The organism is Methylocaldum gracile (assembly GCF_053646815.1).
Window position 1 is genome coordinate 3,433,762 of record NZ_CM132196.1, and the last position, 22,193, is coordinate 3,455,954.

Sequence of the window (22,193 nt, forward strand, 5' to 3'; positions counted from 1 at the left end):
CACTGTAGCGAAAAGCGCTTTAACCCAGCAGAGCCGGCTTGATCTCGGCCAGCCAGGTATCGATGCGCTCTTCGGTCTCGTCGCTCTGGTTTTCGTGGTCGATGACCAAACCGACGAACTTATCGTCGATGATCGAATTGGATTTCTCGAACGTGTATCCGTCGGTGGACCAGAAACCGACCACCTTGGCGCCGGCTTTGACGACGAAGTTGTACAGAAGGATCAGAGCGTCGACGAACTCGTGACCATAGGCTTCCTGATCGCCCAGTCCGAACAGGGCCACGACCTTTCCGTTCAGATCCTTGCCCTCCAGTTTCGGCAGAAACTCTTCCCAGCTTTCGTCGCTACAGCCCGCGGAAAGGCCCGGCAGCTCGCCGTCGCCCAGGGTCGGGGTGCCGAGGATCAGCGCATCGTATTTGAGCAGGTCGTCGGGGCTGGCTTTCTTCACGTCGACGGGTGCATCCGCGGCATCGCCCAGTTTCTTGGCGATCGATTTCGCGACGCGCCGCGTGTTACCCGTGTCCGAGCCGAAAAATATACCGATCTTGTTGGCCATAAGGTTCCTCTATAAAAAACGCTGAAGCGCGTAACTGTTTGAGCAGAGCTCGTTGGCAAGAGATTGCCGACCTATGACTAAACGGTCCTCACCCACCCCCTCCAAAGTTGCACAGGTATCTACGCAAGTTCCTACAGCCGTCATTCCGGCATGGATTGCCGGAATCCAGGACACATGGATGTGACCAGCCGTTGCCGTCCTTGGCTTCTGGCCCCCGGCACAAATTCGCGGGGAGCGAATTTGGACGTGTGGAGCACGGTCCGAAGGACAAGCCCCAAGGAAGGGGCGAGTACTCCCTGCCGGGGTGGCGCCTTGTGTAGATATCTCTGCCCTAAGGGCAAAGGCTTGTTTAGGATTCTTAATGAGCAATCGCCACCCCGCTTTCGACGCCATGGGCAGCGCGGTCCTGTTCGATAGGCAGGGATGGCGCGTCCTGGGATTCGGGCTGGCGCAGCAGCGCGGCGCCGAGCACTTCGTCGATCCGGCGAACCGGAAGAATGCTGAGATCCTTTTTGACGTTTTTGGGAATCTCGGCCAGATCTTTCTCGTTTTCGTAAGGGATCACCACCGTCTTGATGCCTGCGCGATGGGCGGCCAGGAGCTTTTCCTTCAAGCCGCCGATAGGCAGTACCTCGCCGCGAAGGGTGATCTCGCCGGTCATCGCGACATCGGCCCGCACCGGAATATCGGTCAAGGCCGAGACCAGGGCGGTACACATGCCGATCCCGGCGCTGGGGCCGTCCTTGGGCGTGGCCCCTTCCGGCACGTGAATATGCATATCGCTGGCTTGATAGAAACCGGGAGAAATACCCAGCTCGACGGCGCGGGAACGGGCCACGGTCATCGCGGCGCGGATCGACTCCTGCATGACTTCGCCCAGCCTCCCGGTATAGATCTGCTGGCCCGTGCCCGGCATGACGGCGGATTCGATGGTGAGCAATTCGCCGCCCACTTCGGTCCACGCGAGCCCGGTCACCTGGCCGACCCGGTCGGTCTCCTCGGCGCGGCCGTAACGGTAGCGCTGCACGCCCAGAAAATCTTCCAGGTTATGGTGCGTCACCACGCATTTCTTGGTTCCGGGTTTGAGCAGCAGATTCTTGACGACCTTGCGGCAAATCGTGGCGATTTCCCGTTCGAGGCTCCGCACCCCGGCTTCCCGGGTGTAATGGCGGATCATGGACTGCAAGGCCGAATCGGTGATCTGGATTTCGTTTTCCCTAAGACCGTTCCGCCCGACTTGCCGGGGAACGAGATAGCGAGCGGCGATATTGATCTTCTCGTCGTCGGTATATCCGGCGATGCGGATCACTTCCATCCGGTCCAGGAGAGGACCGGGAATGTTCAAGGTATTGGCGGTGGCGACGAACATCACCTCCGACAAATCGAAATCGACCTCGAGAAAATGATCGTTGAACGCGCGGTTCTGTTCGGGGTCCAGCACTTCGAGCAGGGCCGAGGCGGGATCGCCGCGCGAATCCATCGCCATCTTGTCGATCTCGTCGAGGAGAAACAAGGGATTGCGGGTCTTCGCCTTGGCCAGGTGCTGAAGGATCCTGCCGGGCCGTGCGCCGATATAGGTGCGCCGGTGCCCGCGGATTTCGGCTTCGTCCCGCACCCCGCCCAGGGCCATGCGGACATATTTGCGGTTGGTGGTGCGGGCGATGGATTGGCCCAATGATGTCTTGCCTACGCCGGGCGGCCCGACCAGGCACAAGATCGGCCCCTTCGCGTTCCCGGCGCGCTGTTGCACCGCCAGGTACTCCAAGATGCGTTCCTTGACCTTGTCGAGGCCGTAATGCTCGGCCTCGAGCAGCGCTTCCGCCTGCTTCAGATCGAAGCGGGCCCTGCTGCGTTTTTTCCAGGGCAGGTCAATCATCCAATCGAGGTAATTCCGAACCACCGTCGATTCCGACGACATCGGAGGCATCCGCCTGAGCTTGTCCAGCTCGGATTCGGCCTTGGCGCGAGCGGCTTTGGGCATTCTCGCCTTGACGATCTTTTCCGCCAGCGCGTCGAACTCGTCGGGCGTCTCGCCCAATTCCCCCAGTTCCTTCCGGATCGCTTTCATCTGTTCGTTCAGATAATACTCGCGCTGGTTGTCTTCCACCTGCTGCTTGACTCGTCCGCGGATGCGCTTTTCCACCTCCAGGCGGTCGACCGTACTTTCCATCGCCATGATCAGTCTTTCGAAGCGGGCGGCGATATCGACCGTTTCCAGTAGCGCCTGCTTGTCTTCGATCTTGAGAGCCATGTGCGCGGCGATGGTATCGGCCAGCCGGCCTGGCTCTGAGATATCCGGAAGAGCGTTTACGATTTCCCGCGGAATCTGATGATCGAGTTTGACGTACTGGTCGAGAGCGCCGGTGACGATACGCATGAGGGCGTCCATCTCCGCGACGCTTAAATTGACTTGATCGTCCAGTGGCGCGACGAGAGCCATGTCATGGCTGTCGGCCACCTGATACTCCTTAATTCGGCAGCGTTTTGCGCCTTTGATCGACGCCTTCACGGTACCGTCCGGCAGCTTGAATAGCTGATCGACCGTACACAGGGTGCCGGTTTCGTATAAGTCCGCGAACTCCGGCTCGTCGCATTTGGGGTCCTTCTGCGTCACGGCCAGGATTTTCTGGCCGGATTGCACGGCATCGTCCAGCGCCGCGATGGATTTCTCCCGCCCGACGAACAGGGTGACGACCATCTGCGGATAGACCACCACATCGCGCAAAGGCAGCACCGGAACGCGGTTCTCCGCAGGATGAACGTTGTCGGTCGATTCAGTTTCCACGATAAAAGCCCTCCAAACTATTAATCAGGCCCGCAAATACCCTCCTGGTCTTTCGGGTCGCCGCCCAAGCCGGTACGCGCTTAGGCCTAACTCACGCGGCTTGTCGCCGCGCCGGGTTGATAAGCCAAGACTCCGCTGGGCGGCTCACGCCGACGCGCATTGCTTTTCTTCGGTTCGATAGACCAGATAGGGCGGGTTATTGCCGCGCACCACGCTTTCGTCGACGACGGCCTTGGTCACCGACTCGTCGGACGGCAGTTCGTACATCGTGTCGAGCAGAACGTTCTCGAGTATGGTTCTGAGGCCACGCGCGCCGGTCTTGCGCTCGATGGCGCGCTGGGCGATCAGCTTCAGGGCGTCGGGATGGATGTCGAGGTCGCAGCCTTCCATCTCGAACAGTTTTTGGTACTGCTTGACCAGGGCGTTTTTCGGCTCGGTCAGGATCTTGACCAGCGCCTCCTCGTCCAGCTCTTCGAGCGTCGCCACCACCGGCAGCCGTCCGACGAACTCGGGGATCAGGCCGTAACGGATCAAATCTTCCGCTTCGACTCCGGCTAAGATCTCGCCCACATTGCGGCGGTCCTCCTTGCTTTTCACCTCGGCGGAAAAACCGATGCCGCCTTTTTCGGAACGCGCCCGGATGGTCCTGTCGAGACCCGCGAACGCACCTCCGCAGATGAACAGAATGTTCGCCGTGTTGACTTGCAGGAATTCCTGCTGCGGATGCTTGCGCCCGCCCTGGGGCGGGATCAATGCGACGGTGCCCTCGATCAGCTTGAGCAAGGCCTGCTGCACGCCCTCGCCGGACACGTCGCGGGTAATCGAGGGATTGGCCGATTTGCGCGAGATCTTGTCGATCTCGTCGATATAGACGATGCCCGACTCGGCTTTTTGGACATCGTAATCGCATTTCTGCAAGAGCTTTTGGATGATGTTTTCCACGTCCTCGCCGACATAGCCGGCTTCCGTCAGGGTGGTGGCGTCGGCGATGGTGAAGGGCACGTTGAGGATACGCGCCAGGGTTTCCGCCAGCAGGGTTTTGCCGGAACCGGTAGGCCCTATCAGAAGGATATTGCTCTTGGCCAGTTCGACGTCGTTTTTCCCGGCGTGGGCTTTGACGCGCAGCCTCTTGTAGTGGTTGTAAACCGCGACCGCGAGAATCCGCTTGGGTCTTTCCTGGCCGATGACATAGTCGTCCAATATGGCCTTGATTTCCTTGGGCGTGGGAAGCTTGTCCCCACCATCGGAAGTACTTTCCAACTCCTCGCGCAGGATGTCGTTGCATAATTCGATGCATTCGTCGCAGACGAATACCGCCGGACCTGCAATAAGCTTTCTGACCTCATGCTGGGTTTTTCCGCAAAATGAACAGTAGAGAAGCTTTCCGCCTCTTTCCTTGCCGTTTTTTTCGTCGCTCATTGCTTTTACCCTCTTAGCTGGATGTTGATTCGGTCATGCCCGTGTCCGGCCGGCATGCCGCCTTTCGCGTCAAAGCTCGTCGCCAGGTCGATTCCGCTGGCTGAGTACGTTATCGATGAGGCCATATCTTTTGGCGTCGTCCCCGCTCATGAAATTGTCGCGGTCGGTATCGGTCCGGATTTTTTCGATGGGCTGCCCGGTGTGCCTGGCGAGTATCCCGTTCAGGCGATCGCGGAGCGACAGGATCTCCCGTGCGTGGATGTCGATATCGCTGGCCTGTCCCCTAAACCCGCCCAGAGGCTGATGGATCATGATCCTGGAATGGGGTAGAGAAAAACGTTTCCCCGCTGCGCCGCCCGCCAGCAGCAAGGCGCCCATGCTGGCGGCCTGGCCTATGCACAGGGTGCTGACATCGGGTTTGATGAACTGCATGGTGTCGTAAATGGCGAGGCCCGCGGTGACCAATCCGCCCGGAGAATTGATGTAAAGGTGAATGTCCTTGTCGGGGTTTTCCGATTCCAGAAACAGCAATTGGGCGATGATCAGGTTGGCCATATAGTCTTCGACCTGGCCGACCAGAAAGATGACCCGCTCCTTCAGCAGCCTCGAATAGATATCGAACGCTCTTTCGCCACGCGGGGACTGCTCGACGACGATGGGCACCAAGCCGGCGGCGGCTGAAGGGGCATAGGTTTGGTTGGGCGAATGGTTCAAGGTCATGCTCTTGTCAGGTTGCCGGTCAATGGAGAGTACGCGGAATCGCCAGTCGGAAGGGCGCGATGGGCGCTTCGAAAGGCACCCCATCGTCGGCCAGCAGCTGATAGCTGCCCTGCATGCTGCCCACCGGGGTTTCGATCATTGCCGAGCTGGTGTACTGAAACGCTTCGCCGGGGCGCAAATACGGATGCTCCCCCACCACGCCCTCACCGACGACTTCGATCGTCTTGCCGTTGGCGTCGGTAATCACCCAGCGTCGGCCGAGCAGCCTCGCCGGAACGGTGCCGGTGTTTTCCATGGTCACGGTGTAGGCGAATACGTAACGCTCTCCGTCGCGATGGGTTTCTTCTCCGAGATAAACGGTTTTAACGTCGACTTTGAGTTCGCGGATTCTGCTGGTCATAACGTCTCCATTTGTTCTTGGATCGATTGTCTTTCGGTGGCTTGTAGCGTTGTTGGGCGGATTAGGCGGCGGCCGTAACCCGCCGGGCACCGCGATAAGGCGATTTCGCCTACCGTCCAACTCGCCCGTTTTTCGATTCCCTCTCCCTTTCGCGGAGAGAGGGGACTCCTGATTTTTCTAAATCCCAGATGTAGGTCGGCAATGCTTTGCCGACGAAAACGGATGTTCGACCTGCGGTGTCGGCAAAGGATTGCCGACCTACGTCTGGGACTCCGCTATTCGATGAAGCGAAGCGCAGGTCCTTGAGCATCCCCTAACCGAACTTCCCCTTGATCCTTTTCTTCGATCTTCACCACCGCAAGAAGAGCCGTCCGCCCATCCGGATGGCGCGTGGCGGAGACCACTGTTCCGACGCTTTCGGCAATGCCTTCGATATGAAGCGTGGTACCGGGCGGCGGAACCGAATCGCCGGCGACGTAGGCCAGGTATAGGCGACGCTTGAGTTGCCCGCGGTAATGCAGCCGCGCGATGACTTCCTGTCCCGGATAACAGCCTTTGGTGAAACACAGGCCGCCCAGGGCCTCCATGTTCAGCATCTGCGGAATGAACTCGCCGGCCGTTTCCGGCAGCAGCAGCGGTATGCCGGCCAAAATGTCCAGCAGAGACCAGGCGTCCCGCCCTACGGGCGAAACACTGGACAGAAGGCTTTTCCACGTTTCGGCAACCGCCGCCGCGCTGCCGACAAGAACCCAGCGGGGGTGCGGTTGTCCGGTGATCGCCATCAGGGTGCAAGCCCCGTAGCTGCGGGTATCCCCGGCCTGTTCGGGCGGCGGCGCGCCGAACAAGGCGGCGAGCCGGGATTCCATGCTCGGACCGGATAAACCTACGCGGACCAGGTCGTTGCCGGCATCAGTGAGAGTCGCCTGGACCCTGAGAAGGTATAGTTTCAATCCGGTTAAAACCGACTTCACGAGACCTTTCGGCAGAAGAAGGTGAAAGGCACCGTCGTGCACGAACAGCCAGAACGTCGCCTGCGCCCTTCCCTTGGCGTCGCACCAGGCGGTGAACAGTCCCTTTTCCGCCGACACCAGGCGCACGTCGCCGGTGAATAGACTCGCCAGAAATTTCTGGGCGTCGTCGCCCTTGACTTCGATCAGTCCGTAATGGGACAGGTCCGCCATCACATCGGCGCTCAGCGCCTGCCGGCGCTCGGCTTCGACATGCCGAAAGTCGATGACTCCGGAATCGTCGAACCGCGCTCCGCTTTGTTCCAAAACCGCCTGCCATAACCCGGGGGGCGATTCCGCCGCGGTGCAAGCGCCCGCGGGAGGCGCCTTGCCGAGTCCCGGTACGGTCATCGCTTCGCCGGTTGCCATGCGCTTTCCTCCTCGGGTCCGAAACAATTGGAATATTCGACGCACTCCGCGCAGCTGGGGGAGCGGCAGACGAAGGCCCCATCGCGTTCGCAGAGCTGCTTGTAGAAAAACTTCTTCCAGCGCATGCCGCCGGTATTTCGAGCGAACAGCACGGGAAAACGGCGTGCCAGAAGATCGGATAAGGCCTTTCGGTCGGGCAAGCCCATGTCCTGCCAGAGATGGTCGTCCCCCATGCAGCAGGCGGCGATCGCGTAAGCCAGCCAGCGGCTCTCCCGGCTGTCGTCGCCGCGGTGTTCCAAAAGCAGCGCCACGAGATCTTCGAATTCGTCCGTCTCTATCCGGCGGGTTTTGGTGCCCGCAAGCGATGCTTTCAACGCCGGCGTGAGATAAATGCTCGCGGCGCCCGGAAAATACCGGTCGAGCAGCCCCTCGAACTCATCCGCATCGAGCCCGAAGGCCGCCCGCCCGGTCAGCCGGGACGAACTCCGCGCCATCTCGATCGCCGAAACGAAGGTGCGGGTCACGGAGTCCTGCGGGTCGCGGGCGTAGCCCATCAGCGGATCGTAATGAACCGCCGAGGGAACGGGCGCCGAAGCGTTCGGGATGGGCTGGCGCATGGGGGCTGGCATCAGGCTGCCGCCGCTTCGTGGGTATAGCACTGCTTGGGGCATATCTTGGCGCAAGCCTCACACCCCACGCAGTTCGCGACGTTGGCGATCGACATCACTTTCTTGTCGTATTCGTCGTCCTCGTCCTCGTCCTGGCTGAGCGTGACTATTTCGCCGTCCTCGTTGACTCCGACCATCTCCAGGACTTCGCGTCCGCAGACCTTATAGCAGCGTCCGCAGCCGATGCATTTCTCCTGGTCGATGATCTCGACAAATTTGGGGGTCCATACCTTGCCCCCGGGTAGGGTGACCGTAAATTCGCTCATCGTAGACTCCTAACCAGCGCTGGTTTTGCGGAATTCGTCCAGTTCACGATAGGCCTGATAGGTTTTCTCCGCGACTTCCAGGATTCGCTCCCAGCCGGTGGGCAAATCCTCGGCCAAATCGTGGAGATCCATTTTCAGCGCGGTCGCCTGGGCGTTCAGTTTTTTCAGTTTGGCTTTCGTATCTTCTGCGTCTGTCATGGGTGCCTCGTTGGTTTGCCGGTTCGGGCGGGGTTCCGTCGATGACTGTGCCCCGCCTTCTCGCGGTTTCCGGCGGGTTACGGCCGGATCCGGCCTGACCCACCCTACGTTGTTCTCAACTGTAGCGGGCCACTTCGGAATATTTGTTGATCATGTCCACTCCTGCGGCCACGAGTTTCTCGCCTTCCTCCGCGAGTTTTTCCATGGACGGAAATCCGAACCGGTGAACGTCGCGCAACTGCTTGTTCACCACGATCAGCCGGCCGGCGATCAGTACCATGCGGCCGAAGCCTTCGTGCGACATCTTCATCATGGGCGTCACCATGACCCCGCTGGCCCGCTCGATGGAAAGGCCGACGGCGTTATAGAACAGTTCCAGACGCCACAAAATCTCGGGGTCGGGATCGCCGACGATGGGAATCGCCTGCCGCTTCTCCTTGGTGAGGATGTAAGGTTCGAGCAGCATTTCGTCGCTCTTGCCGTCCCAGGTGCCGTAGGAATCCTGCGCGCGCCATTGCTTGACCAATTCCTTGATGAACGCCGACTCCATGGGCGATGCCGCGCCTTCGGTTTTTACTGCCAATGCTTCAGCCATGTTCCACCTCTTCTTCTTCAAAATCGAATTCACGGTCCTGCCCCTTGCCTTCCTTCGCCAGCACCTTGCGGAGCCAGGGCGGCGGAGTGCCTTTGAGGACCTGCTGGAGTTTGTCCAAGAGATCGGTGATAGGCTCGGGCTGCGGAACCTTCATGGGATGTATGCCCTGGGCCACCACCCGCGCCGCGCCGGAACCGCCGATGGCGGCGACGTAAAGAATTGCGCAGTCCTTGATGGCTTCGAGCTTCGGAGCCAGCTTGTCTTCGTTGCCGTCTTCCTGCAGGTCGCCCTCGAATTGCACGGCTTCGAGGAAGCGATAGCCCTCCGCCGACAATTCATAGATGGCGATGTTCTTGGCCCATCCGAAATGGGCGTCGACCCGTTGTAGGTCTTGGGTAGAGAATGCGACCTTCATGCTTCCTCCGCGATAAAAGGATTCGTTTGATTGAGCTTCCGGCTTAATGAGCCGCAACCGCCGCCGTGCCAGCACGTTCGTTCTCCTCAGAGGTTGCGGAAAAACCGTCGCGAGCACCCTGAGGACAAGGAGCCCGGAGCACAGGACCCGGAGTGTACGTGGAGGTACATGAGGAGTGCTCGCCGCATCCTTGCGGCTCGGGCGAGGCCCCGTGCGCTGCACGTCCCAATCCGCTCCCGGCGGATTGGTCCGAGCACCGCGCGACGCCGTCATCGGGGTGCGCAGTAGGTTTTTCCGCAGCCTCCTCGGGTCGATACCAGGTTTCAGGCGTGGGCTCATGGCCGTTGGCGATGAACATATTGGCAATCTCGAAAATGAGGTTGCGGGTCCCGCGATAACCGACGATGGTCTGATGCGCGGCGCCTAGTCGATCGAACATGGGGATGCCGATGCGGTAGAACGGAATCTTCAGTCTTTCCGCCGCTTGCCTCCCGTGAGAGTGAGTCATCAGAAGATCGCAGCCGGCGCCGCGAGCTTCCAGGTCTTCCAAGTCGCCGATCAAGACTTCCTCTGTGGAGATTCGCTCCAGCAGCGGAGAGGCCGTGGTCGTCACCGCCGCGGCGGTTTCGGCGCCGAGTTCCCTGGCCCATTCGCTCAGGGTCCAGAGCAAGTCGGGCTCGGCGCCTATGGCGATTTTCTTGCCGCCGAAATGGAAATGGCCGTCGAGCATGGCGTCGACCAGCTGGCCGCGCTGGCGGCGGATCTTGGTCGGAACCAGCCGTCCGCTGATTCGGGCACACAGGCTGATTAGCGCATCGTTCGGCTCGAGCCCCGTGAGCCGATCGAACAGGGTGTAGGGAACCCCGGTCTTGGCTTCCAGAGCGACCGCGGCCTCGCGCATCTGTTCGCCGACCGCGATGGTATGCGCGGATCGTCCGAGGCTAGCGATTTCTTCCAGGGAAATGCCGCCCAGGGTGGTCGGCGTGAAATCGTCAGGGATGTGGCCGTCCAGGGAGCCCGAGAGGTCCGGCAGGACCAGGACCTCAAGGCCGAAGGCTTCGAGCACGTCGCGGAGTTCGTCGATGTCTCCGGGCGTAAGATGGGCGCCCGGCAAAAGATTCACCCGGTTGGGAAGGCGCGCGGCGCCGACCGGAACCGGTTCGACCAGTTGCTCGACCAGCTTGGTCACGGTCTTGGCCCAGCCGTCCTGAAACGCGTCCTTGAAATCGGGCGTCGACACATAAACAAGAGCGATGTGGTCCAGCTCGGGATGCTTCTCCCGGATCAGCTTGATATAGGCGTCCACGTCGTCGCCCTTGGTCTCGGTCACGCCGGTGGACGAAATGCCGATAATGGAAGGCTTTTGCCGGTTGGCGATCGTGATGACCGCCTGCTCCACGTTTTCGAGTCCGCCGAGCACGGTCGCCACTTCGCTCATGGCGGTAGTCTGCAACGGAATCGCTTCCTTGAAATGCCGCACGAACAGGACCAGTCCGAACGAGGTGCAGCCCTGCGAGCCGTGGAAAAGCGGCATGCAGTTCTTGATCCCCATGAAAGCGAGCGCGCTGCCGATCGGCTGGCTCATCTTCAAGGGGTTGACCGAGCAGGATTTCTTCGGGGTGATCACGGTGGCCATGGCGTTACCTCATGCGGCCTGCTGAGCTTGCGACGCGGCTTTCCCTGCGTCCGGGTGCCAGTGGTCCATCGTTTCGAGAATCTTTTCCAGCTTGCCTTTGCAACTGCCGCAGCCCGTTCCCGCCTGGGTCTTTTCCGACACCGCGTCCGCCGAGCTCAATCCATGCTCGACGATGGCGTCCTCGATAGCGCCGCGAGCGACCGATTTGCAATTGCAAACCGGAGTGGAACGGCGTTTTTCGCGAGCCAGTTCAGGATTCGCGGCCAAGACAGCCGCCTCGGCGGCGATGGCGGAATCGGCCACCTCTTCCCACGTCGCTTCTTCCCAGGGCGCGCGCTTCCGCACCTGTTCCCAGACCGGGTTGTACAGCGCCTTGTCGATTTCCTTGACCAGTTCGACCATGCCGACGTAACCCATATAGGCGTGATGGCGTTCCTGGTTGATGTCCAGCCACGGCATCTTGGCCTTGAGGGCGACGAACTGCGAACGGCCCCCGGACAGCATGATGTCGGCCTTGGCATCCTTGAGCATCTTGTACATTTCGCGCGGCGTCATGTCGTCGATCATGTGGGCGTCTTCGCCCATGATCTCCTTGATCCGCTCCTTGTCTTCCTTGGTCGACTTCTTGACGCTGGTCCCGACGATCTCCATGCCGGCTTCCTGAAGCGCGGCCACCACCGACCAGGATTTCACGCCGCCGGTGATGAGCAGCACCTTTTTGCCGGTCAGGCGCTTCTTGTACGGCTCGATGGCGGCCCACGCCCGCGCTTCCTCCCGGGCGATCAGGGCTTCGGTGCGTTCCATGAGTTCGGCGGGCGCGCCGCGCTCGATCAGCAGGCGCGAGATTTCCCGAAGCGCCTCGCTGGTATCCTCGATGCCGTAGAAGGAGCCTTCGAAGAACGGAATTTCGTAGCGTTCCTCCATCTTGCGGGCGATGTTGATCATGGATTTCGAGCACACCATCATGGCCGCCCTGGCGCGGTGGGAGCTGGCCACGTCCTTGTATTTGGCGTCGCCGGAGATGCAGCACAGGATGCGGATGCCGAGCTCGTCCAGCAGCGGCTTGACCTGCCACAGCTCGCCGGAAAGGTTGTATTCGCCAATGATGTTGATGTCGTAAGGCGTGGTGTGTTCGGGCTCCTCGGTGCCGATGACGTGGTCGAGGATGGCCTCGCCCGCCAGTTTGTTGCCGAGGTTCTTGGGACCCACGAAGCCGGGCGAATTGACCGGTACGACGGGTTTGCCGAATTTTTTCGAGGCCGCTTTGCACACGGCTTCGATATCGTCGCCGATCATGGCCGGCACGCAGGTCTGGTAAACGAAGACCGCCGGCGGGTCGTATTTGTCGATGATTTCCTTGATCGATTTGAACAGCCGTTTCTCGCCGCCGAAAACCACGTCGGTTTCGTTGATGTCCGTGGTGAAGCCGGTGCGCCAGAGATTGGAGCCGGAGGATTTGGAGCCGCGGTTGTCCCAGGAGTTGCCCTCGCAGGCGATGGGCCCGTGAACCAGGTGAGCCACGTCGGTGATGGGCTGCAACGCGATCTTGGCGCCGTCGAAAGCGCAACCGCCGGCCGCTCCGCCAGGCTGCAACTGCTTCGTGCAGCCTTTCTTGCGCTCCTTTTCCGACTTGCCCTGGTTTTTTCCGCAACCGGGCTCGTTGAAAACGTCTTGAATCTTGTTGGATAAGCTGCTCATGGGTTACTCCGCTCTCCAGGGCGCTGCGACAGTAGGGGCACCTCGAAAAACCGTCGCGAGCGCCCCGAGTGCAAGGCGCCCGGAGCACAGGAACCGGAGTGTACATGGAGTACATGAGGATTCCGAGCACCGCGCAACGCAGCACATGGGGGCGCGCAGTAGGTTTTTCGAGGTGCCCTAGAGTAGGTCGGGAATCTCTTCCCGACGCCTTCGTCGGCAAAGGATTGCCGACCTACGACCATATCGTTCAAGCTGCTCATAACCCCTCCGGCTTAGGCTATCGGCCCTTTAGAATCGCACTACGATGTCCTCGTCACGGACGATGTACTGGCAGGCCAGCCGCCAGGGCGGCGGTTCGTCCGTCAGTTCCGCCTGCTCGATCTGCTCTCGGGTGATTTTTCCGGCCAGCCGGAGCACGGTCTTTTCCTTTTCGGTCAAGTGCATGCCCATGGGCAGCTTGTCGGAAAGAACCGTAACTTCCACGGCGCAGGAACCGCATTCCCCGTTTTCGCACTCGAAATGGATGGGAATCTTGTTCTTCTGCGCCACCGCGAGCAGCGTATGGCAGTCGCCGGCGGTGGCATACACCGTGACGTCCTTGCGCATCGCGGGCGAACTGAAAGTCACATTAGCCATTAATAATCCTCTGCTTGGTTAAAAAGTGCCGTAGGGCGGGTTAGCCGGTAATCCGGCGTAACCCGCCGATTCCGCGATAGGCGGGTTACGCTCCGCTAACCCGCCCTACGACTCTGGATGTGTCCGACCTGATAGCTTCCAACCCTACCGAATGATGTCGTAGCTGTAGTCGGTTTTGGCCGGCACGATGGTGTTCTTGTCCATCTCGTCGAAGATCTTGTCCAGAATCCAGACGAGAACGTTCATCGCGCCTTGGTAGCCCCATACCGGATAGCGGTGATGGTGATGCCGATCGAATACCGGGAAGCCGATGCGGATCAGCGGGGTTCCGGTGTCGCGCTCCAGGTACTTGCCATAGGTGTTGCCGATCAGGAAGTCGACCGGCTCGGTGAACAGCAGCGAGCGCATGTGCCACAGATCCTTGCCGGCGTACACGTGGCAGTTCTTGCCGAAGGGCGAGGAATCGAACAGCTCCTGCACCTTCTTTTCCCAGGCTTTACCGCCGTTGGTGGCCAGCACGTGGGTCGGTTCGGCCCCCAGTTCGAGCAAGAAGGCGGCCAACCCCAGGCAGAGGTCGGGGTCGCCGTAGATGGCGAACTTCTGACCGTGAATGTGCGCGGTCGAATCGGCGATCGCATCCACCAGGCGTCCGCGTTCCTTCTCCAGGGCTTCCGGAATCGGCTTGCCGGTGATGCGCGAGATCTCCATCAGGAATGCGTCGGTCGCCTTTACGCCGATGGGATGATTGAACGCGACCGTTTCCTGGCCGTGCTCCGCGATGAACGGCAGGGTCTTTTCCGTGCTGAATTCCTGCATGGAGATGGTTGCCTTGGCGTGCAGAGCGTTAGCGGTTTCTTCCAGAGTGGTGCCGCCGTCGTACATGCGGAAGGTGCCGTCGGTGGGCGTATCCCAAACGTCGCTGTTATCCGCGAGAATGGTGTATTCGACGCCCATCAGATCGAAGATGCGTTTGACTTCACGCAGATTGCCGACCGTGTAGCCGTCGAAACCGCCGATGAAGTTGATCTTCTCGTTGGGCACGCGCGTCAAGGGAGCCGTGGTACCCGCCTTGCCGTCCCAGAAGTGCCACAAAATACCCTTGAGCACGTTGTCGTAGCCGGTGATATGGCTGCCGACGAAGGCCGGGGTATGGGCGAAAGGCACATCGAATTCCGCCGGCAGGCTGCCCTTTTCCTTGGCGGTCTTTATGAAGGCGTTGAGGTCGTCGCCGATCACTTCAGCCATGCAGGTGGTCGATACCGAGATCATCTTCGGCTGGTACATGTTGTACGTGTTGGCCAAGCCGTCGACCATGTTGCTCAAGCCCCCGAATACTGCGGCATCTTCGGTCATGGACGAAGACACGCACGACGACGGTTCCTTGAAATGGCGGCTGAAGTGGCTGCGGTAGTAGGCGACGCAACCTTGCGAACCGTGCACGAAGGGAATGGTCCCCTCGAATCCCACGGCGGCGAACACCGCACCCAACGGTTGGCAGGCCTTGGCCGGATTGACCGTCAGGGCTTCGCGGGCAAAGTTCTTCTCCCGGTATTCCCAGGTCTTGGCCCATTCCCTCACCTCCTCGACTTTATCGTCCGATTCGGCGAATTCGAATTCTTTCTTTTTGTTCTCGAACAATTCCACATATTCCGGTTGGCGGAACAGGTTGAAGTGATCGAGCACCTTCTCTGCATTCTGGCTCATGATGTAACTCCAAAGTAGCGGTTGTAGGGTGCGACGTGCGCACCGGGTCGGTCTGGATGGTGCGCGCGGCGCACCCTACTCTCCCTCACCGGACTAGGCGTGGGCCCCGTTCCGTTTCCAGGGTGTCTTGGCCAAACTCCAGACCGGATTGTTGATGGCCATGTCCATGTCGCGGGCGAAGATGGCGAAGCCGTCATAGCCGTGGTAAGGACCCGAATAATCCCAGGAGTGCATCTGACGGAACGGCACGCCCATCTTCTGGAAGACGTACTTTTCCTTGATACCCGAACCGACCAGGTCGGGCTGGATCGCTTCGACGAACTTCTCGAACTCAAAGCCAGTCACGTCGTCGTAGATCAGGGTGCCGTCCTTGACGTAGTGAGTGGTACGCTGGTAGTCGTCGTTGTGGCCGAACTCGTAGCCGGTACCGACGATTTCCATGCCGAGATCCTCGTAAGCGCCGATCACGTGACGCGGGCGCAGGCCGCCGACGAACAGCATGACTTTCTTGCCTTCCAGACGCGGACGGTACTTGGCGATCACCGCATCCATCAGCGGACGGTACTTCGCGATGACGCGCTCGGCACCTTCCTTGATCTTGTCGTCGAAGTGGCTGGCGATATTGCGCAACGACTCCTCGATCTTGGTCGGGCCGAAGAAGTTGTATTCCACCCACGGAATCCCGTACTTCTCTTCCATGTGACGCGAGATGTAGTTCATCGAGCGGTAGCAGTGGAGCACGTTCAGCTTGGCCTTCGGAGTGTTCTCCAATTCGGCCAAAGAACCGTCGCCGGACCATTGGGCGATCACGCGGAGACCCATTTCCTCGAGCAGGATGCGGGACGCCCAGGCATCACCGCCGATGTTGTAGTCGCCGATGATGGATACGTCGTAAGGCGTGGTCTTGAACTCGGGATGCTTGTCGCCCGACTTGTCGAATACCCAGTCGCGGATCGAGTCGTTTGCGATGTGGTGGCCCAAGGACTGCGAAACGCCGCGGAAACCTTCGCAGCGCACCGGCACTATGGTCTTGCCGTCGTATTCCTTGGATTTTTTCTTGGAGACCGCTTCGATGTCGTCGCCGATGAGACCGATCGGGCACTCCGACTGCACGGTGATGCCGTGGTTCAGCGGGAACAGATCCTGGATCTCGTCGATGATTTTCTCCAGCTTCTTGTCGCCGCCGAAGACGATGTCCTTCTCCTGGAAGTCGGAGGTGAACTGCATCGTGACGAAGGTGTCGATGCCGGTGGTGCCGATGTAGTAATTGCGGCGCGATGCCCAGGAGTACTGGCCGCAACCGACCGGACCGTGGCTGATGTGGATCATGTCCTTGATGGGACCCCAGACCACACCCTTGGAGCCGGCGTAAGCGCAGCCGCGGATGGTCATGACCCCGGGGATCGACTTGACATTGGATTTCACCCCGCAGTCGGGCTTGCCTTCCTCAAATGTGCCGAGGTGCTTGGCACGCCGTTTCGCGGTCTTCTCCGGGTAGACCGACAGGACCTCGCTAATGAGTTCCTTGTTTCTCTGTTTGGTTTGCTCAACTGTGAGGCTCATGTTGCTCTCCAGATTCAGTTGTTGGATGGATGACGCTTGAAGGAGAGGAGCGGGCCGGCCGGATCGTTTGCCGTGAGGTCCCGCTCCCCAACCAACTTCTTACGCCGCGATTTCCGCCGCGGTCTTGCCGACCTGCGACTCGTCGATCTGCTTCATGATGCCGTGGGCCATCAAGAGATCCTCGAGCTCGTCCATGGTGATCGGGGTCGGGATGATGCCGTTGCCGGAATTGTTGTGGATCTTCTGAGCCAACTGACGGTACTCGTTGGCCTGCTTCGAATCCGGAGCATATTCCATGACGGTCATGCGGCGGAGTTCCGCGTGCTGCACGATGTTGTCGCGCGGCACGAAGTGGATCAGCTTGGTGCCCAGCTTACCGGCCAAAGCTTCTGCCAATTCCAGCTCCTTGTCGGTCTGACGTTCGTTGCAGACCAAGCCGCCCAAACGTACGCCGCCCGAGTTGGCGTATTTCAGAATGCCCTTGGAAATGTTGTTGGCCGCGTACATGGCCATCATTTCGCCGGACATGACGATGTAGATTTCCTGCGCCTTGTTTTCGCGGATGGGCATGGCGAAACCGCCGCACACGACGTCGCCGAGTACGTCATAGGAGACGTAGTCGATGTCCTCGTAGGCGCCTTCTTCCTCCAGGAAGTTGATGGAGGTGATAACGCCGCGACCTGCGCAGCCGACGCCCGGCTCCGGACCACCCGATTCAACGCAACGGATGTCGCGATAGCCGACTTTCATTACGTCCTCGAGCTCGAGGTCTTCTACGCTGCCGGCAGCAGCGGCCAGGCTCAGGATGGTATCCTGCGCCTTTGCGTGAAGGATCAGACGGGTGGAGTCGGCTTTCGGATCGCAGCCGACGATAAGGATGCGCTGCCCCATTTCGGCCAGAGCCGCCAGGGTGTTTTGGGAAGTGGTGGATTTGCCGATGCCGCCTTTCCCGTAAAAAGCGATTTGTCTCAAATCTGACATGATCAATCTCCAGTCAATAAACACGTTGATCGATAAAACCTCTGTGGCCAGCAAATCCGCCGAAAGAAAAAATGTCTGGCTCAAACACGGCGAGCTTTTCTTTTTTTTCTTCTGCCGCTCACCGTTTCTTTCGGTGAATGGACGAGTACTGGTCGACAGCTACCGAGCAACGACTGTGCCACACGCAAAATACGACACTTAAGCCATTGTTTATCCAGCTGAAAGTTTCCCATTCCTCGCCGTTTTTGTAGCTTTTCGAGCAGCGATCAGGTGTTACTAACCGGACAAAACCATACGGTTTGTAAGGAACGATACAAACGATCCGGACTGCTCCGAATCCAGGGTCGATCGCCCGATAAACGGAAAATCAGGCACTTCGGCCGCCGTCATCTCCCGCCGAGCTAATGGAACGAAGATTGCTAAAGGTTAGGCGTCACTCGTGAGCGTGCGCGGGTCGTCTCCTATGCCTTATGGCAGTCCGAGAATATTTCCCGCCGCTTGCGCGATCGCTTCAATACACTCGAGGAGTAGCCCATGCAGATCGGTGTAGACACAGAAAGGGCCGTGGACAACAGACGGGTGTTCGTCGTCGACAGCGACGAAATCACCAGCGCCGCCCTACAGTTCATGCTTCACGACGAAATCGAAACGCACGAGTTGTCCAGCCTGGACGCCGCCTATGCCAAGGCGAAGGACTGGAAACCGGACGTGCTGCTTTTAGGGATAGGCATCGTGCAGGAAAAAGGCATCGAAGTCCTGGCGGATATCCGGTCGAAGATTGCCGACCTCAAGATCATCCTGGTCGCGGACTCCGCAACCGATCCCCTGGCCAAGGAATGTCTCAAGAACGGCGTGAATTCCATCCTGCCGAAACCCCTGACCATCGAAAAGACCCGGCAAAAGGTCGATGCGCAGTTGGGACGGAAGGTGAAACTGAGCATACCGGTTCAAGTGGTGTGAAACGGTCGCCCACGCTTCCACTCGCCACGGCGGTCACGCTTCCGGCGTCGGTCGACAATCCTCACTACCGCCAGATCGGGGGTGAGCAAGCCGTACGCCGCTTGGTCGAGCGTTTCTACCAGTTGATGGACGAGCTGCCCGAAGCGCGGGCCATTCGGGCGATGCATCCTCCGGATCTCGCTCCGGCCAAGGAGAAGCTGTTCCTGTTTCTGTCCGGCTGGCTCGGCGGCCCGCCGCTGTATGCCGAGCGCCATGGACCGCCACGGCTTCGGCAGAAGCATCTGCCCTTCCCCATCGACACCGCCGCGCGGGATGCCTGGATGGCTTGCATGAACCGGGCGCTGGAGGAGCAAGTTTCCGACGCCGATCTGCGAGCCCAACTCGCCGCTTCTTTTTTCAAAACCGCAGATTTTCTTCGCAACCAACCCTGAAGGAGTGTTATGACCACTATCACCGAAACACCTCTCGCCAGCCTGGACGCCGAAAAGCGTCTCATCTCTCCGGTTTTCAAGGGAGAGACCAAACCGGGATATTTCGGTTTCCGGGGCGAGATCGCCTTGAAGTTCGCGCAACAATTCAGCGATGAGGCGCGGCCCCCTGAGATCCGCTTCGATCAGGTCATGATCGTCGCCAAGGCCGGCGAGCCGACCATCCCGTTTCTGGCGGGCGTGGCGCTGTCCCTGGAGCACCTCAAGCTGTTGTGCGAGGTCATGGGGGACAAGCTGTCGCCCACCGGAAAATATTTCTTCTTCGCCGGCAACCTGGATATCTCGAGCCGCTATCAGATCGCTTACGGCGGGACCACCTTCTGGGTGCTGCCGCTGGAGGAAGCGACCGTGTACAACGAACTCCGCGACTTGTTCAACATCGATCGCGGCGATCTGAAAAAGCTCGACACCGCCGGCAAGCTGCAGATCATCGCCGATGCGGCGGTCGAGTTCACCGAGAAGTTTCCGGAAATCACCTTCGAGGAAGGCCTGAAGATCATGGGGCCGATCAAGATCCCCGAGAATCGGCCCGTTTAGACGGAATGGGATTCGCCCTTGCATGGCGCAAGACATCGCCCGCATCGGTCACAGCACCAATCTGGTAGGCGTCCCGACCGGGCTCTTGGCCAGCACGGCATTCAACGAGCACCCGCTGCCGCTGCATATCAGCGGCGTGCGGGAAGCGAATTACGGATTGTTCGATCGGCTCAGGGAAGCCGAGGACGCTCAAACGGCGGCGGAGATCTTTCAGGAATACATGTACGTCCTGTTCGGCCTCAACGGCGAACCGCCGGCCGGGCAGGACGGTACCGGTCCGCGCCGCTTCCGTTCCAGCTATCTGAAGCTCTTGAGCGGCTGGGGGTTCGATTCCAACAATCCCCAGGGCGCGGTTCTCAAGGGCTGGGTGGAAAGCCGCTTCGGCCTGTTTCCGACCTTCCACAAGGAGCCCTTGACGCGCTTCACCTCTCCGGCCTGGATCGCCTATATCGAGGAAAAGATGTCGAGCCGTTTCCACAACAACAGCATCAATCTCCAGCTCGACCTGATGTATGAATTCTGCCAATGGGCCATCGCCCGTTTCGGCTTGTGGGATCGACGCCATGTCACCCTATACCGGGGCGAGAATCACTTCGACGAACAGCGTCAGATCGGTCCCCGCGAGGGCCGCTGGCTCAATGTGCGGCTCAACAACCTGGTGTCGTTCACGGCAAACCGGGAGACCGCCTGCGAGTTCGGCGACTTCATCCTGGAGGTACAGGTGCCCGTGGTGAAAATCTTCTTCTTCAATAACCTTTTGCCGCGCCATCCGCTCAAAGGCGAATGGGAATACCTGGTCATCGGCGGCGAGTATCGGGTCAAGGCCTCCTACTACTGATGGACACGCAACTACTCCATGACCGCGCCCTCGGTGCCTATTTGGGACTCGCCGTCGGCGACGCTCTGGGCGCCACCGTGGAGTTCATGACGCCGCGGGAAATCCGGCATCAATACGGCGTCCACGACAAGATCGTCGGCGGCGGCTGGCTCAAACTCAAAGCCGGACAGGTGACCGACGATACCGAAATGTCCCTGGCACTGGGCGGGGCGATCATCGAAAGCGGCGGCTGGGACCTCAAGGCCGTGGCGGAAGCCTTCGCCGCGTGGCTCAAGCGAAAACCGCCGGACGTGGGCAACACTTGCCGCCGCGGCATTCGCCGCTATCTGCTGGACGGAAGCCTTTCCGGACCTCCGAACCCCGGCGACGCCGGCAACGGCGCCTGCATGCGCAACCTGCCGGTGGCCCTCGCCACCTTGGGCGATGCGGACGCCTTCTCCCTGTGGACGCTGGAGCAGTGCCATTTCACCCACCACCATCCGCTTTCGGACGCGGCCACGCTGACTCTGGGCCGCATGGTGCAGCGCCTGGTTTGCGGCGGCTCGCCGGAAGAATGCCGTCCGCTCGTCGCGGCGCTGGTCGAGACCCATCCGGAATTCTGCTTCGATCCCTATCCCGGACGCGCCAGCGGCTACATCGTCGACACCGTACAAACCGTGCTGCATTTTTTCCTCGGCACGGACTCCTTCGCCGGCTGCGTCGTGGGCGTCGTCAATCAAGGCGATGACGCCGACACCACCGGCGCGCTCGCCGGCATGCTGGCCGGGGCGGCTTACGGAGTCTCAGCCATCCCCGCGCGCTGGCTGAAAAGCCTGGACACCGAGGTGGTACGGCACATCGAGCGGCAGACCGCCGCCTTGCTCGGAATCGCGGACGAACACGCGCAATCGCCGGGCTGGGTTCCGCCAACCGGCACTTGACTTCGAGAGGACGGAAATCATGGGCAATTTTTCGATCGCGTTCGAAGGTTATTGGAGAGAAAAGAAAAAGAGAGGGATGCCCGCTAAATCCGGGGTCTATTGCGTTTACACCTGTATCTACAGCGGCAAGAAGCAGACCTGCTCGCCGCAGAAGCTCATCTATATCGGCTCCTCGGAAAACGTTCGCGACTGCCTTGAGGATCACGTCAAACAGGCCGATTGGGAATCCCACATCGACACCGGCGAAGAACTCTGCTTCAACTTCGCCCCGATGGATGCCGAAACGCTCGAACGCTGCGCGGCGGCGCTGATCTTCAAGCACAAACCGCCGGAAAACAGCGAATACGTCCGCGACTTTCCGTTCGATACCACCAGTCTCACCCTGTCCGGTACCGCCGGATTTCTGTCCAAATCATTTACCGTGTGAGGATTTTCAACATGTTTACGAAAGCCTGCGACTTGAACGAACTCCGGGAGGGAAAATACGAAGTGGTGGCGGTCAACCGCACCCTGATGCTGGTGGTTTGGCCACAAGGCGACCAGCCCCGTGCGTTTCAGGGGTTGTGTCCGCATTTCAAGGAGCCGCTGGCCGATGCCCGATTCGATGGCAAAACCCTGACCTGCGCGCACCACGATTGGGCATTCGAAGGCGCTACCGGGGCCTGCGTCAAGGGCAAGCCCTGCACGCTCGCCGAATATCCCCTGAAGATCGAGGGCGAGGAGGTGCTGATCGATACCGACGGGATTACGCCCGTGTTCGTCGGCTAGCCGGAGCAGAGGCGTAGGATGTGCTGAACGCAGTGAAGCGCATCGTTCGCGAGTGATGCCTGTCCT

Annotated in this window: 24 protein-coding genes; 7 read left to right on the forward strand and 17 right to left on the reverse strand. The window is 59.9% G+C overall.

Translation table 11 applies throughout. From position 1 onward, the window contains the following. Window positions 1-19 precede the first annotated feature (19 nt). The 17 genes from ACWJJK_RS15100 to nifH form a co-directional block, all read right to left on the reverse strand. Window positions 20-556 (reverse strand): flavodoxin, encoded by a 537-nt coding sequence (locus ACWJJK_RS15100; RefSeq protein ID WP_434129913.1) that lies wholly within the window; start codon window positions 554-556, stop codon window positions 20-22. Between the two features lie 358 nt (window positions 557-914). After that, entirely contained in the window at window positions 915-3,341 is a 2,427-nt protein-coding gene (gene lon, locus ACWJJK_RS15105) for an endopeptidase La (protein WP_434129911.1), read from the reverse strand. Window positions 3,342-3,485: 144 nt separating this feature from the next. After that, entirely contained in the window at window positions 3,486-4,760 is a 1,275-nt protein-coding gene (gene clpX / locus ACWJJK_RS15110; protein WP_156879333.1) for an ATP-dependent Clp protease ATP-binding subunit ClpX, read from the reverse strand. 69 nt (window positions 4,761-4,829) lie between these two features. Then, window positions 4,830-5,480, reverse strand: coding sequence for an ATP-dependent Clp endopeptidase proteolytic subunit ClpP (gene clpP / locus ACWJJK_RS15115; protein ID WP_077729074.1), 651 nt, complete (start codon window positions 5,478-5,480; stop codon window positions 4,830-4,832). 19 nt (window positions 5,481-5,499) lie between these two features. Next, window positions 5,500-5,880 (reverse strand): Co2+/Mg2+ efflux protein ApaG, encoded by a 381-nt coding sequence (gene apaG, locus ACWJJK_RS15120; RefSeq protein WP_077729073.1) that lies wholly within the window; start codon window positions 5,878-5,880, stop codon window positions 5,500-5,502. A gap of 275 nt (window positions 5,881-6,155) precedes the next feature. Next, on the reverse strand, window positions 6,156-7,256 hold the full coding sequence (ygfZ, locus tag ACWJJK_RS15125; protein ID WP_156879332.1) for a CAF17-like 4Fe-4S cluster assembly/insertion protein YgfZ: 1,101 nt from the start codon (window positions 7,254-7,256) through the stop codon (window positions 6,156-6,158). After that, window positions 7,235-7,885, reverse strand: a complete 651-nt coding sequence (locus ACWJJK_RS15130; protein WP_434112096.1) for a nitrogen fixation protein NifQ — start codon at window positions 7,883-7,885, stop codon at window positions 7,235-7,237. Before ACWJJK_RS15130 ends, ygfZ begins: the two co-directional genes overlap by 22 nt. Continuing rightward, window positions 7,885-8,190: a ferredoxin III, nif-specific gene (gene fdxB, locus ACWJJK_RS15135; protein WP_077729070.1), complete on the reverse strand. Its 306-nt coding sequence runs from the start codon at window positions 8,188-8,190 to the stop codon at window positions 7,885-7,887. The genes ACWJJK_RS15130 and fdxB overlap by 1 nt, the downstream gene beginning before the upstream one ends. 9 nt (window positions 8,191-8,199) lie before the next feature. Then, window positions 8,200-8,388: a CCE_0567 family metalloprotein gene (locus ACWJJK_RS15140; protein WP_077729069.1), complete on the reverse strand. Its 189-nt coding sequence runs from the start codon at window positions 8,386-8,388 to the stop codon at window positions 8,200-8,202. A gap of 115 nt (window positions 8,389-8,503) precedes the next feature. Next, window positions 8,504-8,983 (reverse strand): NifX-associated nitrogen fixation protein, encoded by a 480-nt coding sequence (locus tag ACWJJK_RS15145; protein WP_077729068.1) that lies wholly within the window; start codon window positions 8,981-8,983, stop codon window positions 8,504-8,506. Next, a complete protein-coding gene (nifX, locus tag ACWJJK_RS15150) occupies window positions 8,976-9,398 on the reverse strand; it encodes a nitrogen fixation protein NifX (protein WP_077729124.1) in 423 nt (140 codons plus the stop codon). The genes ACWJJK_RS15145 and nifX overlap by 8 nt, the downstream gene beginning before the upstream one ends. A 43-nt stretch (window positions 9,399-9,441) precedes the next feature. Then, the gene (nifN, locus tag ACWJJK_RS15155) at window positions 9,442-11,034 is read right to left on the reverse strand and encodes a nitrogenase iron-molybdenum cofactor biosynthesis protein NifN (protein ID WP_156879331.1); all 1,593 of its coding nucleotides are present in this window, start codon (window positions 11,032-11,034) and stop codon (window positions 9,442-9,444) included. 9 nt (window positions 11,035-11,043) lie between these two features. Beyond that, a complete protein-coding gene (gene nifE, locus ACWJJK_RS15160) occupies window positions 11,044-12,732 on the reverse strand; it encodes a nitrogenase iron-molybdenum cofactor biosynthesis protein NifE (RefSeq protein WP_156879330.1) in 1,689 nt (562 codons plus the stop codon). Between the two features lie 288 nt (window positions 12,733-13,020). After that, window positions 13,021-13,368 (reverse strand): 2Fe-2S iron-sulfur cluster-binding protein, encoded by a 348-nt coding sequence (locus ACWJJK_RS15165; RefSeq protein ID WP_077729065.1) that lies wholly within the window; start codon window positions 13,366-13,368, stop codon window positions 13,021-13,023. Between the two features lie 144 nt (window positions 13,369-13,512). Then, window positions 13,513-15,072, reverse strand: a complete 1,560-nt coding sequence (nifK, locus tag ACWJJK_RS15170; RefSeq protein WP_077729064.1) for a nitrogenase molybdenum-iron protein subunit beta — start codon at window positions 15,070-15,072, stop codon at window positions 13,513-13,515. A gap of 93 nt (window positions 15,073-15,165) precedes the next feature. Beyond that, window positions 15,166-16,635, reverse strand: coding sequence for a nitrogenase molybdenum-iron protein alpha chain (nifD, locus tag ACWJJK_RS15175; RefSeq protein WP_077729063.1), 1,470 nt, complete (start codon window positions 16,633-16,635; stop codon window positions 15,166-15,168). Window positions 16,636-16,734: 99 nt separating this feature from the next. Further along, window positions 16,735-17,616 (reverse strand): nitrogenase iron protein, encoded by an 882-nt coding sequence (gene nifH, locus ACWJJK_RS15180; protein WP_077729123.1) that lies wholly within the window; start codon window positions 17,614-17,616, stop codon window positions 16,735-16,737. Window positions 17,617-18,150: 534 nt separating this feature from the next. On the opposite strand from nifH, the gene ACWJJK_RS15185 reads away from it, so the two are divergent. The 7 genes from ACWJJK_RS15185 to ACWJJK_RS15215 are packed head-to-tail and all read left to right on the forward strand — an operon-like array spanning window position 18,151 to window position 22,127. After that, entirely contained in the window at window positions 18,151-18,576 is a 426-nt protein-coding gene (locus ACWJJK_RS15185) for a response regulator (protein WP_077729062.1), read from the forward strand. Further along, a complete protein-coding gene (locus ACWJJK_RS15190; protein ID WP_077729061.1) occupies window positions 18,573-19,007 on the forward strand; it encodes a globin domain-containing protein in 435 nt (144 codons plus the stop codon). Before ACWJJK_RS15185 ends, ACWJJK_RS15190 begins: the two co-directional genes overlap by 4 nt. A 9-nt stretch (window positions 19,008-19,016) precedes the next feature. Continuing rightward, window positions 19,017-19,601 carry a hypothetical protein gene (locus ACWJJK_RS15195; RefSeq protein ID WP_086135376.1) on the forward strand — a complete coding sequence of 195 codons (585 nt, stop codon included), beginning with the start codon at window positions 19,017-19,019 and terminating at the stop codon, window positions 19,599-19,601. Between the two features lie 22 nt (window positions 19,602-19,623). Further along, complete coding sequence (locus ACWJJK_RS15200) at window positions 19,624-20,439, forward strand: NAD(+)--dinitrogen-reductase ADP-D-ribosyltransferase (RefSeq protein WP_454128251.1); 816 nt, start codon at window positions 19,624-19,626, stop codon at window positions 20,437-20,439. Then, a complete protein-coding gene (draG, locus tag ACWJJK_RS15205; protein WP_077729058.1) occupies window positions 20,439-21,359 on the forward strand; it encodes an ADP-ribosyl-[dinitrogen reductase] hydrolase in 921 nt (306 codons plus the stop codon). Before ACWJJK_RS15200 ends, draG begins: the two co-directional genes overlap by 1 nt. A 19-nt stretch (window positions 21,360-21,378) precedes the next feature. Continuing rightward, window positions 21,379-21,786, forward strand: coding sequence for a GIY-YIG nuclease family protein (locus ACWJJK_RS15210; protein WP_454128252.1), 408 nt, complete (start codon window positions 21,379-21,381; stop codon window positions 21,784-21,786). An 11-nt stretch (window positions 21,787-21,797) separates the two neighbouring features. After that, window positions 21,798-22,127 carry a Rieske 2Fe-2S domain-containing protein gene (locus ACWJJK_RS15215; protein ID WP_077729056.1) on the forward strand — a complete coding sequence of 110 codons (330 nt, stop codon included), beginning with the start codon at window positions 21,798-21,800 and terminating at the stop codon, window positions 22,125-22,127. Window positions 22,128-22,193: the final 66 nt, after the last annotated feature.

What these genes read in the sequence shown, in the direction of transcription:
- ACWJJK_RS15215 (WP_077729056.1), top strand. Translation starts at nt 21,798, where the DNA reads ATGTTTACGAAAGCCTGCGACTTGAACGAACTCCGGGAGGGAAAATAC.
- ACWJJK_RS15100 (WP_434129913.1), bottom strand. Translation starts at nt 556, where the DNA reads ATGGCCAACAAGATCGGTATATTTTTCGGCTCGGACACGGGTAACACG.
- nifN (WP_156879331.1), bottom strand. Translation starts at nt 11,034, where the DNA reads ATGGCCACCGTGATCACCCCGAAGAAATCCTGCTCGGTCAACCCCTTG.
- nifD (WP_077729063.1), bottom strand. Translation starts at nt 16,635, where the DNA reads ATGAGCCTCACAGTTGAGCAAACCAAACAGAGAAACAAGGAACTCATT.
- nifX (WP_077729124.1), bottom strand. Translation starts at nt 9,398, where the DNA reads ATGAAGGTCGCATTCTCTACCCAAGACCTACAACGGGTCGACGCCCAT.
- ACWJJK_RS15130 (WP_434112096.1), bottom strand. Translation starts at nt 7,885, where the DNA reads ATGCCAGCCCCCATGCGCCAGCCCATCCCGAACGCTTCGGCGCCCGTT.
- nifE (WP_156879330.1), bottom strand. Translation starts at nt 12,732, where the DNA reads ATGAGCAGCTTATCCAACAAGATTCAAGACGTTTTCAACGAGCCCGGT.
- ACWJJK_RS15165 (WP_077729065.1), bottom strand. Translation starts at nt 13,368, where the DNA reads ATGGCTAATGTGACTTTCAGTTCGCCCGCGATGCGCAAGGACGTCACG.
- ACWJJK_RS15195 (WP_086135376.1), top strand. Translation starts at nt 19,017, where the DNA reads ATGACCACTATCACCGAAACACCTCTCGCCAGCCTGGACGCCGAAAAG.
- ACWJJK_RS15140 (WP_077729069.1), bottom strand. Translation starts at nt 8,388, where the DNA reads ATGACAGACGCAGAAGATACGAAAGCCAAACTGAAAAAACTGAACGCC.
- clpP (WP_077729074.1), bottom strand. Translation starts at nt 5,480, where the DNA reads ATGACCTTGAACCATTCGCCCAACCAAACCTATGCCCCTTCAGCCGCC.
- ACWJJK_RS15200 (WP_454128251.1), top strand. Translation starts at nt 19,624, where the DNA reads ATGGCGCAAGACATCGCCCGCATCGGTCACAGCACCAATCTGGTAGGC.
- nifK (WP_077729064.1), bottom strand. Translation starts at nt 15,072, where the DNA reads ATGAGCCAGAATGCAGAGAAGGTGCTCGATCACTTCAACCTGTTCCGC.
- ygfZ (WP_156879332.1), bottom strand. Translation starts at nt 7,256, where the DNA reads ATGGCAACCGGCGAAGCGATGACCGTACCGGGACTCGGCAAGGCGCCT.
- fdxB (WP_077729070.1), bottom strand. Translation starts at nt 8,190, where the DNA reads ATGAGCGAATTTACGGTCACCCTACCCGGGGGCAAGGTATGGACCCCC.
- ACWJJK_RS15210 (WP_454128252.1), top strand. Translation starts at nt 21,379, where the DNA reads ATGGGCAATTTTTCGATCGCGTTCGAAGGTTATTGGAGAGAAAAGAAA.
- ACWJJK_RS15185 (WP_077729062.1), top strand. Translation starts at nt 18,151, where the DNA reads ATGCAGATCGGTGTAGACACAGAAAGGGCCGTGGACAACAGACGGGTG.
- draG (WP_077729058.1), top strand. Translation starts at nt 20,439, where the DNA reads ATGGACACGCAACTACTCCATGACCGCGCCCTCGGTGCCTATTTGGGA.
- apaG (WP_077729073.1), bottom strand. Translation starts at nt 5,880, where the DNA reads ATGACCAGCAGAATCCGCGAACTCAAAGTCGACGTTAAAACCGTTTAT.
- nifH (WP_077729123.1), bottom strand. Translation starts at nt 17,616, where the DNA reads ATGTCAGATTTGAGACAAATCGCTTTTTACGGGAAAGGCGGCATCGGC.
- clpX (WP_156879333.1), bottom strand. Translation starts at nt 4,760, where the DNA reads ATGAGCGACGAAAAAAACGGCAAGGAAAGAGGCGGAAAGCTTCTCTAC.
- ACWJJK_RS15145 (WP_077729068.1), bottom strand. Translation starts at nt 8,983, where the DNA reads ATGGCTGAAGCATTGGCAGTAAAAACCGAAGGCGCGGCATCGCCCATG.